This window comes from Comamonas testosteroni, assembly GCF_030505195.1.
Taxonomy (GTDB): domain Bacteria; phylum Pseudomonadota; class Gammaproteobacteria; order Burkholderiales; family Burkholderiaceae_C; genus Comamonas; species Comamonas testosteroni_G.
In genome coordinates, this window is record NZ_CP129672.1 from 352,229 (window position 1) to 373,444 (window position 21,216).

The 21,216-nt window shown below is 57.1% G+C and carries 15 protein-coding genes; 9 read left to right on the forward strand and 6 right to left on the reverse strand.

The window, feature by feature from the left end; genetic code table 11:
• Positions 1-198 precede the first annotated feature (198 nt).
• Positions 199-2,586, forward strand: coding sequence for a DNA polymerase II (locus QYQ99_RS01525; protein WP_302091114.1), 2,388 nt, complete (start codon positions 199-201; stop codon positions 2,584-2,586).
• Between the two features lie 18 nt (positions 2,587-2,604).
• On the opposite strand, the gene QYQ99_RS01530 is transcribed toward QYQ99_RS01525, so the two are convergent.
• Entirely contained in the window at positions 2,605-4,866 is a 2,262-nt protein-coding gene (locus QYQ99_RS01530) for a xanthine dehydrogenase family protein molybdopterin-binding subunit (protein ID WP_302091115.1), read from the reverse strand.
• A gap of 19 nt (positions 4,867-4,885) precedes the next feature.
• On the reverse strand, positions 4,886-5,350 hold the full coding sequence (locus QYQ99_RS01535) for a (2Fe-2S)-binding protein (RefSeq protein WP_302091116.1): 465 nt from the start codon (positions 5,348-5,350) through the stop codon (positions 4,886-4,888).
• A gap of 150 nt (positions 5,351-5,500) precedes the next feature.
• Here QYQ99_RS01535 and QYQ99_RS01540 point away from each other — a divergent pair, with 150 nt between their 5' ends.
• Positions 5,501-6,439: a LysR family transcriptional regulator gene (locus QYQ99_RS01540; protein WP_302091117.1), complete on the forward strand. Its 939-nt coding sequence runs from the start codon at positions 5,501-5,503 to the stop codon at positions 6,437-6,439.
• A gap of 599 nt (positions 6,440-7,038) precedes the next feature.
• Here the strand turns inward: QYQ99_RS01540 and QYQ99_RS01545 are convergent.
• A complete protein-coding gene (locus QYQ99_RS01545) occupies positions 7,039-7,749 on the reverse strand; it encodes a TetR/AcrR family transcriptional regulator (protein WP_302091118.1) in 711 nt (236 codons plus the stop codon).
• 98 nt (positions 7,750-7,847) lie between these two features.
• Here QYQ99_RS01545 and QYQ99_RS01550 point away from each other — a divergent pair, with 98 nt between their 5' ends.
• The 5 genes from QYQ99_RS01550 to QYQ99_RS01570 are packed head-to-tail and all read left to right on the forward strand — an operon-like array spanning position 7,848 to position 13,571.
• The gene (locus tag QYQ99_RS01550; RefSeq protein WP_302091119.1) at positions 7,848-8,411 is read left to right on the forward strand and encodes a TRAP transporter small permease; all 564 of its coding nucleotides are present in this window, start codon (positions 7,848-7,850) and stop codon (positions 8,409-8,411) included.
• Complete coding sequence (locus QYQ99_RS01555; RefSeq protein ID WP_302091120.1) at positions 8,411-9,709, forward strand: TRAP transporter large permease; 1,299 nt, start codon at positions 8,411-8,413, stop codon at positions 9,707-9,709. The genes QYQ99_RS01550 and QYQ99_RS01555 overlap by 1 nt, the downstream gene beginning before the upstream one ends.
• Positions 9,710-9,754: 45 nt before the next feature.
• Positions 9,755-10,783 (forward strand): TRAP transporter substrate-binding protein DctP, encoded by a 1,029-nt coding sequence (gene dctP / locus QYQ99_RS01560; RefSeq protein WP_302091121.1) that lies wholly within the window; start codon positions 9,755-9,757, stop codon positions 10,781-10,783.
• Between the two features lie 37 nt (positions 10,784-10,820).
• On the forward strand, positions 10,821-12,005 hold the full coding sequence (locus QYQ99_RS01565) for a lipid-transfer protein (protein ID WP_302091122.1): 1,185 nt from the start codon (positions 10,821-10,823) through the stop codon (positions 12,003-12,005).
• A gap of 9 nt (positions 12,006-12,014) precedes the next feature.
• Positions 12,015-13,571 (forward strand): AMP-binding protein, encoded by a 1,557-nt coding sequence (locus QYQ99_RS01570; RefSeq protein ID WP_302091123.1) that lies wholly within the window; start codon positions 12,015-12,017, stop codon positions 13,569-13,571.
• Between the two features lie 141 nt (positions 13,572-13,712).
• Here QYQ99_RS01570 and QYQ99_RS01575 read toward each other — a convergent pair whose 3' ends face one another.
• The 3 genes from QYQ99_RS01575 to cysQ all read right to left on the reverse strand — a co-directional run bounded on the left by QYQ99_RS01575 (position 13,713) and on the right by cysQ (position 17,195).
• On the reverse strand, positions 13,713-14,933 hold the full coding sequence (locus QYQ99_RS01575) for an ISL3 family transposase (protein ID WP_302091124.1): 1,221 nt from the start codon (positions 14,931-14,933) through the stop codon (positions 13,713-13,715).
• 472 nt (positions 14,934-15,405) lie between these two features.
• Entirely contained in the window at positions 15,406-16,377 is a 972-nt protein-coding gene (locus QYQ99_RS01580) for a Bug family tripartite tricarboxylate transporter substrate binding protein (protein ID WP_302091125.1), read from the reverse strand.
• Positions 16,378-16,457: 80 nt separating this feature from the next.
• Positions 16,458-17,195 carry a 3'(2'),5'-bisphosphate nucleotidase CysQ gene (gene cysQ, locus QYQ99_RS01585; RefSeq protein ID WP_437439074.1) on the reverse strand — a complete coding sequence of 246 codons (738 nt, stop codon included), beginning with the start codon at positions 17,193-17,195 and terminating at the stop codon, positions 16,458-16,460.
• Positions 17,196-18,371: 1,176 nt separating this feature from the next.
• Between cysQ and cysD the strand changes: the two genes are divergently transcribed.
• Both cysD and cysN read left to right on the forward strand, forming a co-directional pair.
• Positions 18,372-19,268 carry a sulfate adenylyltransferase subunit CysD gene (gene cysD / locus QYQ99_RS01590; protein ID WP_302093086.1) on the forward strand — a complete coding sequence of 299 codons (897 nt, stop codon included), beginning with the start codon at positions 18,372-18,374 and terminating at the stop codon, positions 19,266-19,268.
• Positions 19,268-21,181: a sulfate adenylyltransferase subunit CysN gene (gene cysN / locus QYQ99_RS01595; protein WP_302091127.1), complete on the forward strand. Its 1,914-nt coding sequence runs from the start codon at positions 19,268-19,270 to the stop codon at positions 21,179-21,181. The genes cysD and cysN overlap by 1 nt, the downstream gene beginning before the upstream one ends.
• Positions 21,182-21,216 lie beyond the last annotated feature (35 nt).

The following is a 21,216-nucleotide window of genomic DNA, read 5'->3' on the forward strand; positions in this document are numbered from 1 at the left end:
CCATCTATTTGCTCCATCCGCTTTGGATCCGCACAACACCTGGATTGCGGTTGACGTGGCTCTGTTGGAAAAACGTGCTCATGATTGCTGGGTATCATTTCATGGGCGCCTCTTTCGAAGCCCGTGGCTTGCTCTGCAAGCTCATGTCATCACACACCGCCAGGGCCTTGAACTCCGGTTCGAGACGCTCACATTCGCTTGACTTCATCTTTCGTGCTATCTCCAGAACGCCAGGGCTTCATCCTTACCCGCAATTGGCGAGACACGCCTGCGGGCGTCGAGCTCGAGTACTGGTTGGCAACGGATAGCGGCCCCCTGAAGGTCCTCCTGGCTGCTCAGAAATCTGTGGCTTTCGTAGAGGCCCGGCACAGAAAAGCGCTAGAAGCGCAGCTCTCGTCCCTGACTGGAGTGCAATTGCGGGAACTGGGCCTGAAGAGTTTTCAGCAAGAGCCTGTCCTGGGTGTCTATGTCAAAAGCTTCCGTCAATTACGGCGACTTGCACGCACTCTCCAGCAACTAGGCATCCCCCTGCTGGAAGCCGATGTTCGTCCACATGAGCGCTACTTGATGGAGCGCTTCATCACGGCGGGCGTCACTCTGCAAGGCGGCCGGACAGACCATGCGGCGCTGGTGAACTGCAAGCTTGTCCCTGCCCCCGATTTCCGGCCGATTCTGAAGGTCGTGTCATTGGACATCGAGACCAGTCAGCACCAAGATCTTTATTCGATCGCATTGGATGGCATGGTGGAGCGCGTCGTTTTCATGCTGGGTGAACCTCCTGCCAAACCCGAAAAAACGCCTGGTTTCGAGCTGATTCATTGCACAACACGCAAAGCCATGATTGACAAGCTCAACGACTGGTTTGCACGCAACGATCCGGACGTCATCATTGGATGGAATGTCATTCAGTTCGACCTTCGTGTGCTGCAAAAAACTGCAGACGAATGTGCAACACCGCTACTCCTGGGACGCGAGCGCAAGCCCATTGCATGGCGAACTCATCCCGGCAAACAAGGCTACCTGTTTGCCCCCATGCCAGGACGAGTTGTCGTTGACGGGATCGAAGCGCTCAGGGCCGCCGCCTGGAGCTTCCCGTCGTTCAGCCTCGAGAACGTCGCGCAAGAGCTTCTGGGCGAAGGCAAAGACATCAGGGACGAGTACGACAAGATGGCGGAAATCGAGCGGCGCTACCAGCTAGACAAACCCGCTCTTGCAGCCTACAACATACGCGACTGCGAGCTGGTTCTACGAATCTTCGAAAAGGCGAAGCTGCTGCAGTTTGCGATGGAGCGCGCCCACACCACGGGCCTGCAGCTCGATCAGTTCGGTGGCTCCATTGCGGCATTCAGCCATCACTATTTGCCACGCATGCACCGCATGGGGTATGTCGCGCCCAACGTGGGCGATGTGCAAGGAAAGTCCTCCCCCGGCGGCTACGTCATGGACTCCAAGCCTGGCTTCTACGACTCCGTCGTGGTTCTGGACTACAAGAGTCTCTATCCATCAATCATCCGCACCTTCCTCGTTGACCCCGTGGGTTTGGTCGAAGGTCGACATGCGGGCTCTTCCGAGCTTTTGATCAAAGGCCCGAGGGGCACGCTATTTTCTCGCGAGAAACACTGTCTTCCGGAAATCGTGACCACCCTCTGGCAGGCTCGGGATGAGGCCAAACGCGCCAGGAACGAACCACTGTCGCAAGCGCTCAAGCTGGTGATGAACTCGTTCGCTGGGGTGCTGGGCGCGTCGGAATGCAGATTCTTCAATCCGGATTTGATCTCAGCCATTACCTTACGTGGCCACGAAATGGTGAAGCTCACAAGGGATCTGGTCGAAGAGCGCGGATACGAAGTTATTTATGGAGACACGGACTCCATCTTTATTTGGCTCAAGAGGACCCATACCACCGCAGAGGCATATGCCGTGGCTGCCAAGCTGGCCCAGGACATCAACGCGTGGTGGACTCAAACCCTGCACCAAGAGCAAGGCCTGCAGAGCTTTCTTGAGATCGAGTTCGACACGTACTACAAGAAGTTCTTCATGCCCACCATCCGCGGCTCGGACGTCGGCAGCAAGAAGCGCTATGCCGGCTTGAGTGTAGATGCCGCCGGAAACGAATCGATGATCTACCGTGGCCTTGAAATGGCGCGAAGCGACTGGACACCGCTGGCTCGGCAGTTCCAGGAGGGCTTGCTCTCGCGCGTCTTCCAAGGCGCCCCCTACCGCGAGTTCGTTATCGAGTACGCCCATTCGACGTTGGCGGGCAAGAAGGATGATCTGCTCATCTACCGCAAGCGCCTGCGACATCGCCTGGATGCCTACGTGGCCAATGTGCCGCCACAGGTCCGAGCCGCTCGCATTGCCGATGAGTACAACGATCGCATGGAGCGACCCAGGCAGTACCAGAACGGCGGCTGGATCCAATACGTCATGACCAGGAATGGCCCTGAGCCTTTGGAAAGCCGCCGTTCACGCATCGATTACGAGCACTATCTGGCGAAACAGATCAAACCGATTGCCGACTCGATCTTGATCCCCCTCGGAGCAGATTTCGTCACTCTGACGTCTTCTCAGCAGGAGCTTTTCTAGCGATCCAGGCTCATGCTCTCAGGCCTTCAGGAAAGGCAGCTCGCGTGGCGTATGGCCGCTCAGCTTGGCGATGGCGTTGGCAAAAGCGGGGGCCAATGGCGGCACACCCGGCTCACCCATACCCGTGGGTGCATCAGCACTCGGCACGATATGCACGCTGATCGCGGGCATATCGGTCAAGCGGGCCACAGTGTAGTCATTGAAGTTACCCTGCTCCACTTGCCCATCCTTGAATGTGATGGCCGCTCCAGGCAAGCACATGCCGAGCCCCATCAAGGCACCACCCTGCACCTGAGCCTCGACACTTCGAGGGTTCACCGCCAGATTGCAATGCACGCCAGCTGTAACCGCATGCAGCTTGGGAGCGCCGTCCTTCATCGATGCCTCGACCACATAGGCAACCACCGAGTCAAAAGACTGATGCACGGCCACGCCCCAGGCTCTGCCTTCGGCCAGTTGGCGCTTTCCGTAGCCCGACTTTTCGACTGCCAGTTGCAACGCGGCCTTGTGACGCGGATGCCTGTCGCCGAACTGTTGCAGCCTGTATGCGACAGGATCTTGCTTTACAGCTCGGGCGATTTCGTCCATCAAGGTCTCCATCACATAAGCGGTATGTGTGGAGCCCACGCTGCGCCACCAGAGAACCGGCGCATTGAGTTCGGGGTGATGCACCGACAGTCGCATCGGTAAGTCGTACGGCTCTTTCATTCCCTCAACCGTCGTGGTGTCCACTCCGTTCTTGACCATAAAGCCTTCAAACGCCGTGCCTTTGGCAAGCGACTGGCCGACGATCACATGGTCCCAGGCGATCACCTTTCCGCTACCGTCAAAACCTATCTCGGCGCGATGCACATGCATAGGTCGGTAATAGCCTCCTTTGACATCGTCCTCGCGACTCCAGACCATGCGCACCGGGGCATCAATACCAGATGTTCTAGCGGCCTTGGCAATCTCGCAGGCTTCGGCCACGTAGTCACTGCGCGGGTTGGCACGGCGACCGAAACCGCCCCCTGCCATCTGAACATTGACTCGAACATTCTGAGGAGCCACGCCAAGCACGCGCGCCGCAGTTGCAACTTCCCAGCCCGGAGCCTGTGTGCCCAACCAAAGCTCAACCTTGGCATCCTTGCCTGCACCTGTCACACGCACTGTGCAATTCAGCGGCTCCATCGGCGTATGGGCAAGGTAGGGGAATACATACTCGGCACTGATTTTGTGAACAGCACCGTTGAGTGCCGAAACATCGGCATCAAACTTGAGCACGCCCGGCTTTTTGGCCAGTTCACGATACTGCGCCAGTTGCCGAGCAGAATCGACTTTGCCAACCGCGCTGCTGTCCCACTGGATTTTCAGGGCATCGCGTCCCTGCTTGGCTGGCCAGTAACCATCGGCCAGCACAGCAACCAGCTCGCCACCCCACACGCTGGGCACACGAAGCACCGCACGCACGCCCTTGATGGCTTTGGCTGCCGAATCGTCCACCAATTGAATCTTGCTTCCATACACCGGCGGATGCGCCACAAGTGCGGTCAACATTCCCGGCAGATGCATGTCAATGCCATAGGACTGTCTGCCGCTGGACTTGGGGCGTGCATCAAGCCGCCCCGTGGCATGACCAATGATGCGAAAGTCTTTGGCGTCCTTTAGCTTCACCTGCTGCGGAACAGGCATCTTCATGGCCTCATCCGCCAACTCGCCGTAGCCCAGCTTCTTGCCTCGAGGCCCGATCACCTGCCCTGCCTGAGTGCGCAAGGACTGAGGGTCCACACCCCAGCGTTTGGCAGCCGTGGCCAGCAGCATGGAGCGGGTACGCGCCCCCAGTTCACGATACTGGACATACGAGTTCTTGATGGCAGTGGAGCCGCCCGTGAGATGCATTCCCATGACCGGATCCATATAAGCGGGATCGGCATTGCCGTGCACGCTATTCATCTTGGACCAATCGGCGTCCAGCTCTTCGGCCAGAACCATGGGCAGGCCGGTTTGCACACCTTGACCGAACTCCAGACGGTTGATCGTTACCGTCACCGTGCCATCACGATCAATCTTCACAAAAGCCGACGGCTGCTGGGTGGGCTTGAGTACGTTTGCTGAGACCTGCTCGTTACCCTTCGCCTGTGCCAGTGCGGCGGGGGGAAATACGCCCAATGCAAAACCGGAGGCCGTCGCCAGCTTGAGGAAATCGCGTCGCTCGAGCTTGGCGCCTGCATCTATCGTGTCAGCCGCCAGCGCACGCAGACCTTTGGGCATGTCTGCAAGAAAATGGTTGGGTATAGGCATGGGATGTGCTCCTTCTCTCTTAGGCCGACAGGTTTTTGGCAGCATCGTGGATGGCAGCACGGATGCGTGCATAAGTTCCGCAGCGGCAGATATTGCCCGCCATGGCTGCATCGATATCTGCATCGCTGGGCTGGCGATTGTTTTTGAGCAACGCGGTCGCACTCATGATTTGCCCACTTTGGCAGTAGCCGCATTGCGCCACATCGTTGCGAACCCACGCATTCTCGACAGCCTTTCCCACCTTGTCGGCAGCCTGCGCTTCGATGGTGTCGATTTTTTGCCCTTGCGCCGCCGATATAGGCGTAATGCAAGAACGGATGGCCTGGCCATTCAGATGCACAGTGCATGCTCCACACATGGCCATGCCGCAACCAAATTTGGTCCCTGTCATACCCAGCGTGTCACGCAAGGTCCAGAGAATGGGTGTTGAAGGATCCACATCGGCCGATGCGGGCTTGCCGTTGAGAGTGAATTTGACAGGCATGGGGAGTGCTTTCTTATTTGCTTTTCAACACAGGAGCTGCCGCACGGGCACATGCGTCGCGCGAAGCAGAGGCAGTGTGCGCCAGGCAATGCAAAAGAAAAAGCCAAGCAATCTATTTAAGTTATTAAGTTTTACTTAAAAATAGAAGCCATGAAGCCCGAAATACTCGCCTATCTGGCTGCCTTTGAACAGGTAGCTCAGCATCGCAGTCTGACCTATGCCGCCCACGCCATCGGGGTCACACCGGCCGCACTGTCCCAGACGATCAAGAAACTGGAAACCCGTCTTGATGTACGCCTGTTCGATCGAACAACGCGCAGCCTCAACCTGACAGAAGCCGGAAGAATTTATCTGGAGCGCATTTCCCCGGCTCTCACCAACCTGCGTGAAGCGACCGAAGATCTTCAACTCCAAGCGGGCGTCGAAGGCGGCACGCTGCGCCTCACCATCTCTCATCCTGCAGGCCAGGTGCTCGTTGAGCCCATGCTCGCCGAGTTCTTTGCACTGCATCCGCACATTCACGTCGAGCTGGTCTATGACGACGGCTTTGTGGACATCGTGCGAGAAGGATTTGACGTCGGCATACGCAATGGAGAGTCACTGGAGGGCGATATGGTTGCCGTGCCACTCACACAGGATCTGACCATGTGTTTCGGTGCATCTCCTGCTTACCTCAGAACGCACGGCACACCCGAGCACCCCGATGAGCTGGAGCAGCATCTATGCATCAACTACCGCATGAGCAGCAGCGGTGCAGTCTACAAATGGGAATTCAATATCGACGGCAAACTGAGCGAGCGCTCCGTGAGCGGGCCACTGACAGTCAACCATAGCGACACGGCCATGCGCGCGGCCCTGGATGGCATCGGCGTGATTACCGGCTGGCGCGAATCCATGACCGACGCATTCAACACAGGCCAGTTGATTGAAGTGCTGAAACCCTATTGGGCAAGCTTCCCGGGCTTTTATGCCTATTACCCACACCGCACACACCTGCCTCTCAAGACCCGGATATTTCTTGATTTTCTGGTCCAGCATGTGCAGTGCAATGGCTTGTCCGAAACAGCCCGCGGGCAGATGAGACCCTGACCATGGCTTCTTCTGGTGTATTTCTTAATCAGTGACTTCTCGTCATTTATACGTTTAAGTCTGATGTCCCGTCGCCGGATATTCTTCAAAGGACGGAAATCCCCCTGCGGTAGCGTGGCAACGATAGTTGCTGCTCATGTCCGCATCGCGAGCTAACGGTCAACGTCAGGTTTGCGGCAAGCAGGCGACAATGAATGTCAGTTACCGCCCCACTATATCTGTTTGTAGTCCGCTATCACAGCTCAGGAACAAGCACTGAAGACCCCATGCTGCCGTTCAAACCAAGCAAGAGCAGATCCTGCGCGACGTGCGTATTCCGGTTGGATTGACCGCCTGTGCCGGTTGAGGCTGACCAGTCTGCTGGTCGTGACCGACTGAGTGAGGAAACGAAGGGCAGGCTCAGGCTGATCTGAGTCATTCGTAGGTTGGCACCAGAACAGCAGCAACCGAGCAAACCAGTCCTTGAGTGCCACTCGTTCTGAACAGCCGCTTTCACTGCGGAAATGGTCGTTCGACCGTACGGCTCGCCGCTTGCCTGTGCTGAGACCGCTTCGTCGACTTTTTGCAGACATTTGTCTCGTTAAATTCGCCTTCGGTTATCAGTGACGCACAGATGCCTTGATTAGCAGCTCGGTGATTCCATCTGGCTCAGTGTCGTCCGAGGAGGACTCTGGAATTTTCAAGGCGGCGTCAGGCCAGGTTGGAAGTTTCCAGTCCTTCGAAACACCTACTTCCCTACCGTGCCCCTGCTTCATTAGCCCGTGAAGCAGCAGTTCGTAGAACTCCGAAAATGCTTCTTCCAGCGTCAGCCCGGTGCGCGCCAGAAATCGCGTGCGCCGGATACGCAATGCGCCACCCATCAGAATTTCTGCGACCAAAATCGCATGGCGAGGGTGAAACACACCTTTTTCAACGCCCCGCTGCACCAGGTGGGCTAGTCCTTGGGCGCGCTTTTCCTGATGGCTATCGAACAACCTGCGCCCTTGACGCGACGCGTCCAGGTCTTTCAGGAAAGGAACACCAAGCAATGCAGACCCTCGTACACCGATATCGAGGTACTGCGTGATGATCTCTACAACGTCGCCGTCTTTGGATATGAGCGCGTCACTCTCGAGCTGCAGCGAGTTCAGATACTGCTTGGCCACGACCAGAAATAGCTCCTCCTTCGTCTCTGCCACCGAATAGAGCCGGCTGCGTGAACAACTGAGGCGTCGAGCGATCTCGCCCACCGTCAGTTCCGAAACGCCTTCTACACGAAACAGATCAAAAAGATCAGATAGAAACGCTTCCTGCGAGCGTCTTGAGGACATAAGTGGATTCCCTAGTTTTTCTTAAAACAGTACCAAAGCAATTGACTTGGTACTTTTAATTCACTCAAATGGTACCAATCAAACAGGATTGGTACCAAATGACTGATCACCGACAGAGAGACATTTCGCCTCCAATTCATGCCGCACCAGAGGCTCCTGCGGGCGGTAAATTATCAGGTCGCAGTATTGAAACCCACATCGGCGCGATTGTGCTGATTGCACTCGTACTGATCACGCTGGTCAACGTTGTAGTCCGATATTTCACGGACCAGTCCTTCGCTTGGACCGAGGAAATCTCGGTGTTCCTACTGCTGGCACTGACGCTTGCGGGCTCCGCAGTAGCGTCTGCACGGGATGGCCACATCCGCATCGAGTTTTTTTATGAACGCGCGACACCACGGGTTCGACGACTGCTGATCTGGTTGAGCATGCTCTGCACTCTGGCAATGTTTCTGCTGCTTACGGTGCTCATGGTACGAGCCGGTTGGCAGGAGTTCAGCTTTGGTGAAACTACGACGGGACTTGGAGTCCCGCGATGGTGGTATACGGTTTGGCTCCCGCCATTGGCCCTCTTTGTGGTGGTGCGAACTTGGTTGGCAGGCATCCGGCAGCTCAAGAGTTCACGCGCTCCACATTCTCCGTCGCATGAGGAGGTGCTCTGATGATCGGCACCATTTTGATCCTCGGCTTTGTCTTTCTAATGCTGGCGGGCGTTCCCATCGGCGTCGCGATGGGCTTGAGTGGCGCAATCGCCGTTGTCATGACCGGCATTGAAATGCCTTGGTTCGGGCTGTTCACCGTGCAGCAGAACTTTGACGCAGGCATTGGCAAATATCCACTCCTGGCATTGCCTATGTTTGTACTAGTGGGTGCTGCCTTCGACAGGTCCGGTGTGGCCCAGCGAATGGTCAATTTCGCAACCGCTGTACTGGGCAGAGGCCCGGGAATGTTGCCGATCGTAGTCATCGTGGTGGCCATGATTCTGGGCGGCATCTCTGGCTCGGGCGCGGCGCTGGCGGCAGCCATTGGAAGCGTGATGGTCGGTGCTATGACCAAAGCCGGCTATCCACGTGCGTTCTCTGCAACCGTGATCGGCTCGGCCACCGCCACTGACATCCTGATTCCGCCGTCACTGGCATTCGTTATCTACAGCATTCTGGTGCCAGGCGTTTCATTGCCCGAATTGTTCGCTGCAGGCCTAGTGCCAGGCGTCTTGGCAGGTCTGGCATTGATCGTTCCTGCATGGTGGATCTCCCGGCGGCAAGGATTCGGCAAGACCGAAGCGAAGGAGCCGCGTCCCCCGTTTTGGAAGAGCCTGCGCGAAGCCAGCTGGGGGTTGGTCACACCCGTGCTGATTCTGGGTGGAATGCGTGCTGGCTGGTTCACTCCTACAGAAGCCGCTGTGGTTGCAGCCGTCTATGTTCTTGGCATTGGGCTATTTATTCACCGGACTATCAACTGGGCCGACCTATACGACATCTTTTGCGAGGCGGCCGTGGTGTCTGCCGTCATTCTGGTGATCCTCGGATTGGCAGGCATTTTCGCCTACTGCATTCAGACGCTGGGCATTGTTGACCCCATCGTGGCTTGGTTCTCCGCAAGCGGGTGGAGCAGCTTGCTCACGCTGATTGTGGTGCTCGTCGTGCTCAAGCTCGTGGGCATGTTTCTGGACGGTGTGTCCGTGTTCATGGTGTTCCTGCCCTTACTGGTTCCTCTGATCAAGCTGTTCGGCTGGGACCCGATCTGGTTCGGTGTGCTGGTCACGATGGTGATCGCGCTGGGTCAGTTCACCCCCCCGCTCGCTGTCAATCTGCTCGTGGCTTGCCGATTGTCACAAGTCGCCGTGGAAGAAACTTTGCCCTGGGTGGGATGGTTCTTTCTGAGCTTCGTGATAGCGATTGCTGCAGTTGTGTGCTGGCCTGGATTGGCGCTTTGGTTGCCCAGGGCCATCGGCTATTGAGCCCGCTGACAGACATTTTCTTCAAACCCATAAAGGAGACAAGCCATGATTCAACGTCGACAGCTGCTACAGGCTGGTGCCTGCACCGCCGTCATTGGAATGCCTGCGCTGGCGTTCGCACAGAGCAAATACCGTGCCGAGTACCGACTCTCGCTCGTTGTGGGGGCAGGAACAAACTGGCATTTTGCGGCCGAGCGATTTGCAAATCTGGTTCGCGAAAAAACTCAGGGGCGTCTGAACTTCAAGCTCTACCCTGGCTCCTCGCTGGTGCAAGGCCAGCAGGATCGCGAACTGACGGCATTGCGCCAAGGAGTGATCGACATACTCGTCGGAACAACGGTGAATTGGTCGGGAACGGTCAAGGATTTTGCCTTGTTCAATCTTCCCGGTCTGATGCCCAACGACCGTGCCGTAGATGCTGTGCTTGCGTCAGATGCGCTCAACAAAGACTTCTATGAGGTGATCCGCCGCTCGGGTATGGAGCCTCTGGCAAGCGGCGAGTATGGTCCCATTCAGATCATCAACGCCAAGCGCCGCGTAGCTGTACCTAATGACATCAAGGGCCTCAAGATCCGTGTCGTGTCAACGCCCATGCAGCAGCAAATTATGAGCGCCATGCACGCCAATCCGACCACGATGACTTTTGCTGATGCGCAGCCCGCACTTGCCTCAGGAGCAATCGATGGACTCACTCTGACCCTCGAGCAGTTTGTTGCTTACAAGCTCAGCTCCCTGGGCCAAAAACACATTTCCTACTGGAATCAATCTAACGAGCTCCTTCACTTTCTCGTGGCCAACCCAGTTTGGAAAACATGGAGCGAGCAGGACCAAAAGCTCGTGCGCGAGGCGGCTCAAGAGACAGGCAAGGAGCTGACTCGTCGCGTACGCGAAACAGTGGCGACCAATGAGCAAATGGTCGCCAAGCAAGGCGTTGCCATTTACAAGCCGACCGCTCAGGAACAGGCGCTCTGGAATGGCGCCACCCGCGAGGTTTACCGGCGCTGGAAGCAGCAGATCAACGCACCGCTTGTGAGCAAGTTCGAACAAGTTGTGGCCCAGGCCATGCAGTCCTGAGTGCTTACGTGATTGACCCCAACACAAGGAGAGAACAATGAGCAACGTAATCGTCGCCGGAGTCGGCATGACACCGTTTCGCAAGCCGGGTGACCACCCCTCCTACACGCAGATGGCGGCAAAGGCCGTGCGCGATGCCTTGGCGGATGCAGGCCTGGACTACGGTCAGATTCAGGAGACGTTTGCTGGCCACGTCTATGGAGACTCCACAAGCGGGCAGGCAGCGCTGTACGAAGTGGGCATGACCGGCATTCCCATCGTTAACGTGAACAACAACTGTTCTACTGGATCGACCGCTCTCTACTTGGCACGCAGGGCGATCATGTCAGGGGCGGCAGACTGCGCACTGGCCGTGGGCTTCGAGCAAATGGCACCAGGCGCACTTGGATCCCACTGGAGTGACCGAGCCTCTCCGCTCATCAAATTCGACGATGCCACAACCCGGCTCGCGGGCGAGAGCGAGTTGCCAATGGCCATCCGCTATTTTGCCAGTGCGGGAGCCGAGCACATGCAGCGCTACGGAACACCGCTGGATACGTTTGCCAAGGTCCGCTCCAAGGCCAGCCGCCATGCGGCGCGCAATCCACTTGCGCTTTTTCGCAAGGAGGTAAGTGTCCAGGACGTGCTCGACAGCCCTGCAATCGTCGAAGGCGTCATGACGCGCCTGATGGCCTGCCCTCCAACCTGCGGGGCAGCAGCAGCGGTGCTGGTGAGCGCGGCATTTGCCAAGCGCCACGGCATTGATACGCGCGTGCGCATCCTCTCGCAGGCGCTGACCACGGATCGCCCCACAACGTTCGAATCTGGCTCCATGCTCGAGGTTGTCGGTTTTTCCATGACGCGTGAGGCGGCCCGCAAGGTCTATGAGGACGCCGGCATCGGACCGCGCGACATCAATGTCTGCGAGCTGCACGACTGCTTTGCTCAGAACGAGGTGATCAGCTACGAGGCGCTCGGGTTCTGCGAAGAAGGCGAGGTGCAGCGATTCGTGGATGACGGCCAGAACACCTATGGCGGCATGGTTGTCACCAATCCTTCCGGCGGCCTGCTGTCCAAGGGGCATCCCTTGGGGGCCACGGGACTTGCCCAGTGCTTTGAACTGACTCAGCAATTGCGAGGTAATGCCGAGGACCGGCAGGTGGAGGGCGCACGTCTGGCGCTGCAGCACAACGCCGGCATTGGCGGCGCCATCGTGGTGACCCTCTATGGCCGTCATGACTGAGGTGCAACGATGACACACGCGCACTCCCTCGATCGTGGGCTGCTCATCGACAAAGATGCAGCCTGTCTGGTGCAAGGCAAACAACAGTGGACCTATGCAGACGTGGCACGCCATAGCTACCGGCTCGCACGGAAGCTTAAGGAGTCCGGTTATGAGCCAGGCACCAAGGCATCCATTCTCAGTCGCAACAGCGCCGCAGCGTTCATGTGCGTTTTTGGCATTGCACGGGCGGGGCTGACTTGGGTGCCAGCCAATCCCAAGCTCAACGAGGAAGACAACGCATACCTCCTGAACTTCATGGATTGCGAGCTGCTGATCTTTCACAGCGATCTAGCGGGTATGGTTCGTTCACTGCAAAGGCAATTGCCTAAGCTGGCACTGTGGCTCTGTTTGGATCGACAGCTACCGGATTTTGCTTCCCTGGAGAGCTGGCTTGGCGACGTCAGCGCGGAGCCAATCGAAGCCTTTCATGACCCCGACGCCGTCGCGATCATCGCACCGACAGGCGGCACAACGGGGCGCTCTAAGGGCGTGCAGCTCTCCCAGCGCAATGTGAACGTCTTCATGGCGTCTCATCTGATGAGCCTGCACTATCCGCATTCCGAGCGCCCTGTGAATCTGGCTGCCGCACCGCTCACACACGCTGCAGGCTTCGCGGCGCTACCGACCGTGGCGCGGGGTGGCAAGGTCGTGGTGTTGGAATCGCCCGATTCAGCGTCTCTGCTCGACACCATCGAGGAACACCGAGTCACAGAGCTGTTTCTGCCTCCGACCGTCATCTACCGGCTGCTTGCCACTCCCGGCGTGGAGACGCGAGACTATTCCAGCCTGCGGTACTTCATCTACGCGGCAGCGCCCATGGCCGTGGAAAAGCTCAAACAGGCCATCCAGGTTTTTGGACCGTGCATGACCCAGGTGTTCGGTCAGGCTGAAGCCCCCATGATGTGCACCTACCTCGCACCCGACGAGCATCTACTGGATGGAGCCGTAGCACCTGATGACGTGCTCTCGAGTTGCGGTCATCCGACACCCCTCGTGCAGATCTGCATTCAGGACGAAGACAATCAGCGCTTGCCAGTTGGGGCTCGCGGCGAAATCTGCGTGCGAGGTGACCTTGTGACCCCGGGCTACTACAAGCAACCTGACGTAACTGCTAAGACCATCGTAGATGGCTGGCTCCACACCGGTGACATAGGCTTCATCGACAAACAGGGCAGAGTTCATATCTGCGACCGCAAGAAGGACATGGTCATCTCAGGTGGCTTCAACATCTACCCTCAGGAGATCGAGCAAGTGCTCTGGTCGCACCCCAGCGTTGAAGATTGTGCGGTCATCGGTGTTCCAGATGACGATTGGGGTGAAGCAGTGAAAGCTGTCGTCGAACTCAAAACGCACGCACAGGTCACGGAAGCTGAACTCATGGCCCTTTGCAAAGATCGACTGGGGTCTCTCAAGACGCCCAAGTCTGTTGACTTCATTGAGCAATTACCTCGAAGCCCCAATGGCAAAGTGCTCAAACGGGATCTCAGAGCCACATATTGGGTTGGCCAATCCAAGGCCATCTAAACAGGCGTCGCTCGCGTCTCTGTGCTGATGGGCTGAAATGTACATTGACTAGAGCTCCGGCACTGCTATGCCTCGACTACTTAATCTGACGGCTGAAATGTGATTGATAAGAGCTATTCCGTATCAATGCATTAAAAAGGTTCATCGCGCATTACCGGGGAATGCTGCGCGAATCTTCAGAAAGAAGTAGTCCTGATCGCGGTAGCCATAGGCCCGGCGCTTGATGACCTTGATGGTGTTGTTGATGCCCTCCACAACACTTGTGTTCAACGGATGCCTGCATCGGGCGATGATCCCGTGCAGGTAGCTTTGCAAGCGCTGAGCGAAGGTGCTCAGTGCGGCAATGCCGCTTTGATGGGCTTGATCACACCAGTGCCGCCAGGCGCGATGCGCCCAAGTCGCACGACGGTAGAACCACAACTGTTTGAGCTCGTCGCGCAAGACGTATACCGTCATCAATGGTTGATTGGCCGCCAGCAGTTCCTTGAGTTGCACTGCTTGTTGAGGCTGCAGCTTGTTGCGATTGCGCAGCAGCAACCTGCGGCTGGATTTGAGCACCTTACGTGCTGAGGGCTGTTGGCGCAGCAAGTTGGCCTGATCGACACGCACTCGGTCGATAACCTCCCGGCCATACTTGGCCACGACATGGAACAGGTCATAGACGATCTCGGCGTTAGGGCAGTGGGCCTTGATCTCCAGCTCGTAAGCCGTAGTCATGTCGATAGCAACTGCGCGAATGCGCTGGGCAACGCCAGCGGGCAACTGCTCGAAGAACTGGCGGGCCGTCTCGCGTGAGCGCCCTTGCCCCACCCACAGCACCCGCCGGCTGATGGGGTCGACGACGACTGTGGCGTAGCGATGGCCCTTGTGCAGCGCAAACTCGTCCATCGCCAGGTACTCGATCTGATCCCATTGCGGCTGCGCAGTGGTGGCCAGCAGCAAGGCTTTGTCGATGGACTTGACGGTGTGCCAGCCCAGATCGAAGAAGGCCGCTACCGCCTTGATGCTGCTGCTGCGAAGCAACTGGCTGCACGCCTGCGCCAGACGGTCTGTGACGCGCTGGTAGCGACCGAGCCAGCTGAGTTTCTCCAGGTGCGGGCCACCACAGCTATCGCACCACAGACGCCGACGCGGCACATGTAGCACCACTCTGTACTCGAACAATGCCAGATCGCGCACGCGCCGTGTCGTGGTCTCATGGACTTGGCTGCACTGCGCACCGCAGCGCTCGCAATGCATGACGCGGGCCTGCGGCTTCAGATAAATCGACACAGTGCGGCTATCGCCCTGGGGCCACTGCACACGTTCAACCACGTAGCCCTCCCAGCCGCCAAGAGCCTGCAATAACTTCGAGTCCAGCATTTGATTTGTTCTCCGATGTCAGTGTCGTTGCCATCAGATTACAAAACGAACGGGCTTATCTCCACGGAATTCCTCGATGAACCTAAAAAAAGACTGCAGAGAGGCGGCAAGACTTGTTCATGAAGCGTGATAGCAGACTTCCAACAACCCATAGGGCGGCAACTATTGGCCACTGTCGGCTGTTCCCCTAAAACCCGTCGTTGGGCAGGTGCCAGCCTTGTTGCTGGGATGATCGTTATATAGCGGTGACCGATAGGTCGTGAGCCAGCCCTGAACAGCAACAACCGCTGCAGAGCCGTCATCTGTTGAAGTTGGACAGGTGACAGCAATGGGTGGCGGATTCAACCGCTGGTCAGTACAAGCAGGCCAGTCATCTCGTAGCGGAATGATGGTCATTGAGGACCAGCGCCCGCGCGACGATTTCCACATCAAATGATCTAGCTAAACCTGAGCTCCAAACAGATTCATGAGATCAATATAAAAAGCCGCTTTTCCTAAAAAAACTCCGGTAGCGCTGATCCTCCGCTTGCAAAAATGGCTCGAACTGCTTGTAGTCCTTGTACGCAACTTCAAAACCTGAATTTTCCAGTTGATCCACAAAGTCTGTGTCTTTGATCACCTTGTTGATCTCGGTGGATAGATACAGAGCCAGTTCGGATGTTGCTCCCTTGGGAAGGAAGACTCCTTGCCAGTATTCGAAGCTGACGCCTTGGAGTCCCATCTCCTGAAACGTGGGGATATCGGAAAAACGTTTCGACCTCTGAGCCGAGGCAATCCCCAATGCGTGTATCTTTTGGCTTTGAAGATGGGAGGCTATGGGAGCAAGCCCCGCAAAGAGTAAATCCACTTGCTTTCCCATCAGGCTTGCAGTTGCAGAAGCGGCTCCTCCGTAAGGAACATGCAATAGCTCCACGCCCAAGGCTTTGCCCAAGCTCTCGCCCACCAAATGCTGCAAGCTGCCAATTCCTGAGGACGCGAAACTCAAGCCATGGGCATTATTTTGTGCCGCAGCTGCGATATCACCCAGTTGATGTATTGCGGAGTCGCCACGCGTGGCAAGAACAATAGGAGCAGAGGAAATTTTGGCGACCGGCACCATATCAGCGACCTCGCCCGAGTCCCTACTTCTGGTGTAGATCGGATTGATGAAAATTTCGGCAGGCGACGCCAAGAGCAACGTATTCCCATCGGGCCTGGATTTCGCAACATAGTTCGCGGCAATGGCTCCACCTGCCCCTACTCTGTTTTCCACATAGACGGAGCGCTGCAATCGCACTGAGAGCTGGGTTGCAAACGCGCGCGCCAAGGTATCCATGGCACCGCCGGCTTCGAATCCGACAACAATTTTGACGGGTTGGCGAGACGCAGCCTTGTCGGCACAGGCTGCACTCATCAGCAGCCCGCAAAGCAGACAAGCTCGAATTAGCGTCACGGCAAAGTTCATCTATCGTCAAACACAGAGGTAGTGAGTGCCCGCACTCTGGGCATTCATGGCGGGAGGCAATGCTGTGCGAAAGCTTTAAATCAGCGGTAATCTCTCGAGCATGCATAGAAATGAGGATTACTCAAATCTCGCTTGCCGTAGCTCAGAACATCTCCGTTGAGCGCATGAATCTGACCGCCTGCAGCGGCCAGCACCGCATGACCCGCAGCGATATCCCACTCCATGGTTCGACCCAAGCGTGGATAGAGGTCAGCCTCTCCCTCGGCAATCAGACAAATCTTGAGCGATGAGCCTGCACTTTTGAGTGACCGCACCGAGCGCCCATTGAGAAAATGATCAAGCGCATCAGCATCGCCGTGCGAACGACTGGCCACCACATCAAGGCCATCCTCCGGGATGCTTCTGCATTCAATGGCTTGGCGCTTTCCCTGCACCTCCAGCCATGCGCCGAGTCCTATGGCGCCAGCGTACATGCGATCCAGCGCCGGAGCGAAAACGACGCCCAGCACAGGGACTCCATCTTCGATCAGCGCGATATTGACTGTGAACTCGCCATTGCGGTTGATGAATTCCTTGGTTCCGTCCAGAGGATCAACCAGCCAGAAGCATTGCCCCATCTCAGGTACATATCCCGCCGCAGCGGCTTCCTCGGAAACGACGGGAAACAGCGACGGCAAGGCGCCCAGGCGCTCAAGAATCAGGCGCTCGGCCTTTTCGTCGGCTTCAGTCACGGGCGATGCATCCTGCTTGCCGCGCACCTCAAAGTCGCGGCGATAGATCTTCATGATTAAAGCACCCGCTTCGCGGGTGATGGCCATTACGTCTTCAAGCAGTGCGCTTCGGGTCTGAATCACAAAAATCTCCTGTGTTGTTATTCATGTGGTCCGTTTGGCCTATGCGCCGATCAGAGGACAGGCCGACAGTAAATGCATCCGGATCTTCGCAAATAAGCGAGTGAATGTTTAACAGGAATGCACATGGCTGTTGGTAAGAAGCTCAGTGTCCAGGAAATCAATCCACTGCGAATTCAAGCCGTGAAGCTGCGGCTTGCAGGCCAAACGCTCAAAGAAGTCGGTAAGGCGACGGGCCTGTCCGCACCAACCATCATTGCCGCCCACAAAGCCTGGCAGGAAGGGGGATGGAACGCCGTCCCTGTGCGCGAGCGAGGCCGCAAACCTGGCGAAGGCCGCTCCTTGTCGGCCATACAGGAGCAGGACATCTATGTGCAACTGGTCAGCACCCAGCCCGCCGACCATGGCCTGCCTTTTTTGCTGTGGCAGTTAGAAGCCATGCAGCAGCTGATCTTGCAGCGCCAGCAGCTTGACTTGCCCGAGCGTACCAACGCCCAGTACCTGCAGCGCTGGAACCTGAATGCCGACCGCCCTGCCAAGCGCATGAAGCAGGCATCCAGCAATGTGCAGCGCTGGTATGCCACAACCTATCTGGATATTTGCGAACAGGCCCGAAAAGAGAGCGCCAGCATTGTCTGGATCGATGATTTTGGTGCCCATAACAACTGCCCCGGACGCCTGAGGCATGGCATCTTGCGTGCCGTCAACAACCGCGGCAAGGTGTATTGGCAACCGTATGAAGGCAGCCTGTGCGCCGCGCATCTGGAAGATTTTTTTGATCGCCTCAGGTGCTCCAGCGAGGGCAAGATCTTTGCCCTGCTTGCCGCCATGCAGTGGCAGCGCGCGGCCACTTTTTCATCGCTTGCCAGCGACAGCCACGACCGGCTTCGCCTGTTTCATCTGCCTGCTGCCACAGAGATGCTCAGCCAGTCGAACGAATTGGCCTGCAGCATCTTGAAGACTGCGCAAGACATATCGCTAGTACCGAAGAGCACCTATTCCAGAAGCCCAACGTCACCGAGGCTGGACGCTATGGCGAGCATGACACAGCAACTTCTAAAACATCAATTCGCGCAAAGATTTGATTTAACGGACTCCTACAGTTGGCAGCACCCAAAACAAAAAACCAAGGAGAAATCTGTGGTGCTGACTCATTTGCAAAGGCTGGAAGCCGAAAGCATTCAGGCCATGCGCGAGGTTGTTGCCGAGGCAGAAAACCCCGTCCTGCTCTACTCCATCGGCAAGGACAGTGCGGTCATGCTGCACCTGGCGATGAAGGCCTTCTATCCGGCCAAACCACCCTTCCCTTTGCTGCATGTGGACACGACCTGGAAGTTTCAGGACATGTATCGCTTTCGTGATCAGATGGCAGCCAAACTGGGCATGGACCTGCTGGTTCACATCAACCCCGAAGGTCTTGAAATGGGCATCAGTCCGTTCAAGCATGGCTCGCAAATTCATACCGACGTCATGAAAACCGAAGGGCTGAAGCAAGCTCTCGACAAGTATGGCTTCGACGCCGCCTTTGGTGGCGCGCGCCGCGATGAAGAGAAGTCTCGCGCCAAGGAACGCATCTTTTCCTTCCGCTCGGACCAGCACCGCTGGGATCCCAAAAATCAGCGCCCGGAACTCTGGCATCTGTACAACACACGCAAGAACAAAGGCGAATCAATCCGAGTGTTCCCTCTGTCCAACTGGACCGAGCTGGATATCTGGCAATACATCTATCTCGAAAACATCCCCATAGTTCCACTCTATTTCTCAGCACCTCGCCCAGTGGTGGAGCGAGACGGCACGCTGCTGATGGTCGATGACGAGCGCATGCCGCTCAAGAGTGGCGAAGTTCCCATGATGCGCAATGTTCGCTTTCGCACCCTGGGCTGCTACCCCCTGACGGGTGCCGTCGAATCCGACGCCAATAGCTTGCCCAAGATCATTCAGGAAATGCTGCTGACACGTACTTCGGAACGACAGGGCCGGATGATCGACCACGACTCGGCCGCATCCATGGAAAAGAAGAAGCAAGAGGGGTATTTCTGATGTCACATGTATCTGCACTCATCTCTGAAGATATCGAGAAATACCTGAAGGCACACGAGCAAAAAAGCCTGCTGCGCTTCATCACCTGCGGCAGTGTGGATGATGGCAAGAGCACACTGATCGGACGCTTGCTGTACGAATCCAAGATGCTGTTTGAGGACCAGATGGAAGCACTGGTCGCGGACTCCAAGAAAGTCGGCACGCAGGGCGGCGAGCTGGACTTCGCGCTGCTCGTCGATGGTCTGGCCGCAGAGCGCGAGCAAGGCATCACCATCGATGTGGCCTACCGCTTCTTCTCTACCGACCAGCGCAAGTTCATCGTGGCCGACACGCCCGGCCACGAGCAGTACACCCGCAACATGGTCACTGGTGCCTCCACCGCCGATGTGGCCGTGGTGATGATCGATGCGCGCCGCGGTGTGCTGACTCAATCCAAGCGCCATAGCTATCTGGCATCGCTGATCGGCATCCGCAAAATCGTGCTGGCCGTCAACAAGATGGACTTGATGGCTTACTCCGAAAAAATCTTCAACGACATCGTGGCCGACTACCGCGAGTTCGCCAAAAAGATCAATCTGGAAGACATCACGGCCATCCCCATGTCTGCCCTGCGTGGTGACAATATCACCGAGCAGAGCGAGCACATGCCCTGGTACCGCGGCACCACGCTCATGGGCTATCTGGAGACGGTGGAAATCGACGAAGCGCGCCAGCAAAAGCTGCCGTTTCGCATGCCTGTGCAATGGGTCAATCGCCCCAACCTCGACTTCCGCGGCTTTGCGGGCTGCATTGCCAGCGGCCAGATTCACCCCGGAGACAGCGTCCGCATCCTGCCCAGCGGGCGCGTGACCAAGGTTGCGCGCATCGTTACCCAGGATGGCGATCTGCAGCAGGCGGTTGCTGGCCAGTCCGTTACCCTGACTCTGGCCGACGAGGTGGACTGCAGCCGGGGCGATGTGATTGCGGTTGCGGATGCACCTTCTGGTGTGGCCGATCAGTTCCAGGTCACGCTCATCTGGATGCATGAGCAGCCCATGCTCGGCGGTCGTCCCTATCTGATGAAGATCGGAGGCAAGACGATTCCCGTCACCTTCGCCGCCCCCAAATACAAGATCAATGTCAACACGCTGGAGCATCTGGCCGCCAAGGAGCTGGCGCTCAATGAAATCGGCGTCTGCAATCTGTCCAGCAGCCAGCCTATCGCTTTCGATGCCTATAAGGACAATCGCGAAACAGGCAGCTTCATCCTGATCGATCGCCTGGGCAACGCCACGGTGGGCGCGGGTCTGATCGACTTTTCGCTGCGTCGCTCGCAGAACATTCATATGCAGCATGTGAATGTGAACCAACAAGCGCGTTCCGAACGCCTGCATCAAAAACCGGCCCTGCTATGGTTTACCGGTCTGTCGGGCGCTGGCAAATCCACCATTGCCAATCTGCTAGAAACCCGTCTGCATGCGCGTGGCCGGCATACCTATCTGCTCGACGGCGACAACGTGCGCCACGGCCTCAATCGCGACCTTGGCTTCACCGATGCAGACCGCGTGGAAAACATTCGTCGCGTCGCTGAAGTGGGCAAGCTGTTTTTGGACGCCGGGCTGATTGCCATCACCGCCTTCATCTCGCCCTTCCAGGCAGAACGCGAAATGGCGCGCAAGCTGGTGAGAGATGGTGAGTTCCTCGAAGTATTCATCGACACACCGCTGTGCGTTGCCGAAGAGCGTGACCCCAAGGGCCTGTACAAAAAAGTGCGCCGTGGCGAGCTGAAGAACTTCACGGGGATCGACTCACCGTTCGAAGTACCGCAGTCTCCGGACATTCATATATCCACCCCCGCGATGACTGCGCAAGAGGCGGTGGACAAGATCATCGCCGAACTGGTGGCTCGCGAAATCATCCCCGCAGAAGACTAAAGCAACTGGATGAACTGTGGCGTTGCCAGCCGTTG

What these genes read in the sequence shown, in the direction of transcription:
- QYQ99_RS01530 (WP_302091115.1), bottom strand. Translation starts at nt 4,866, where the DNA reads ATGCCTATACCCAACCATTTTCTTGCAGACATGCCCAAAGGTCTGCGT.
- QYQ99_RS01535 (WP_302091116.1), bottom strand. Translation starts at nt 5,350, where the DNA reads ATGCCTGTCAAATTCACTCTCAACGGCAAGCCCGCATCGGCCGATGTG.
- QYQ99_RS01540 (WP_302091117.1), top strand. Translation starts at nt 5,501, where the DNA reads ATGAAGCCCGAAATACTCGCCTATCTGGCTGCCTTTGAACAGGTAGCT.
- QYQ99_RS01545 (WP_302091118.1), bottom strand. Translation starts at nt 7,749, where the DNA reads ATGTCCTCAAGACGCTCGCAGGAAGCGTTTCTATCTGATCTTTTTGAT.
- QYQ99_RS01550 (WP_302091119.1), top strand. Translation starts at nt 7,848, where the DNA reads ATGACTGATCACCGACAGAGAGACATTTCGCCTCCAATTCATGCCGCA.
- QYQ99_RS01555 (WP_302091120.1), top strand. Translation starts at nt 8,411, where the DNA reads ATGATCGGCACCATTTTGATCCTCGGCTTTGTCTTTCTAATGCTGGCG.
- dctP (WP_302091121.1), top strand. Translation starts at nt 9,755, where the DNA reads ATGATTCAACGTCGACAGCTGCTACAGGCTGGTGCCTGCACCGCCGTC.
- QYQ99_RS01565 (WP_302091122.1), top strand. Translation starts at nt 10,821, where the DNA reads ATGAGCAACGTAATCGTCGCCGGAGTCGGCATGACACCGTTTCGCAAG.
- QYQ99_RS01570 (WP_302091123.1), top strand. Translation starts at nt 12,015, where the DNA reads ATGACACACGCGCACTCCCTCGATCGTGGGCTGCTCATCGACAAAGAT.
- QYQ99_RS01575 (WP_302091124.1), bottom strand. Translation starts at nt 14,933, where the DNA reads ATGCTGGACTCGAAGTTATTGCAGGCTCTTGGCGGCTGGGAGGGCTAC.
- QYQ99_RS01580 (WP_302091125.1), bottom strand. Translation starts at nt 16,377, where the DNA reads ATGAACTTTGCCGTGACGCTAATTCGAGCTTGTCTGCTTTGCGGGCTG.
- cysQ (WP_437439074.1), bottom strand. Translation starts at nt 17,195, where the DNA reads ATGGCCATCACCCGCGAAGCGGGTGCTTTAATCATGAAGATCTATCGC.
- cysN (WP_302091127.1), top strand. Translation starts at nt 19,268, where the DNA reads ATGTCACATGTATCTGCACTCATCTCTGAAGATATCGAGAAATACCTG.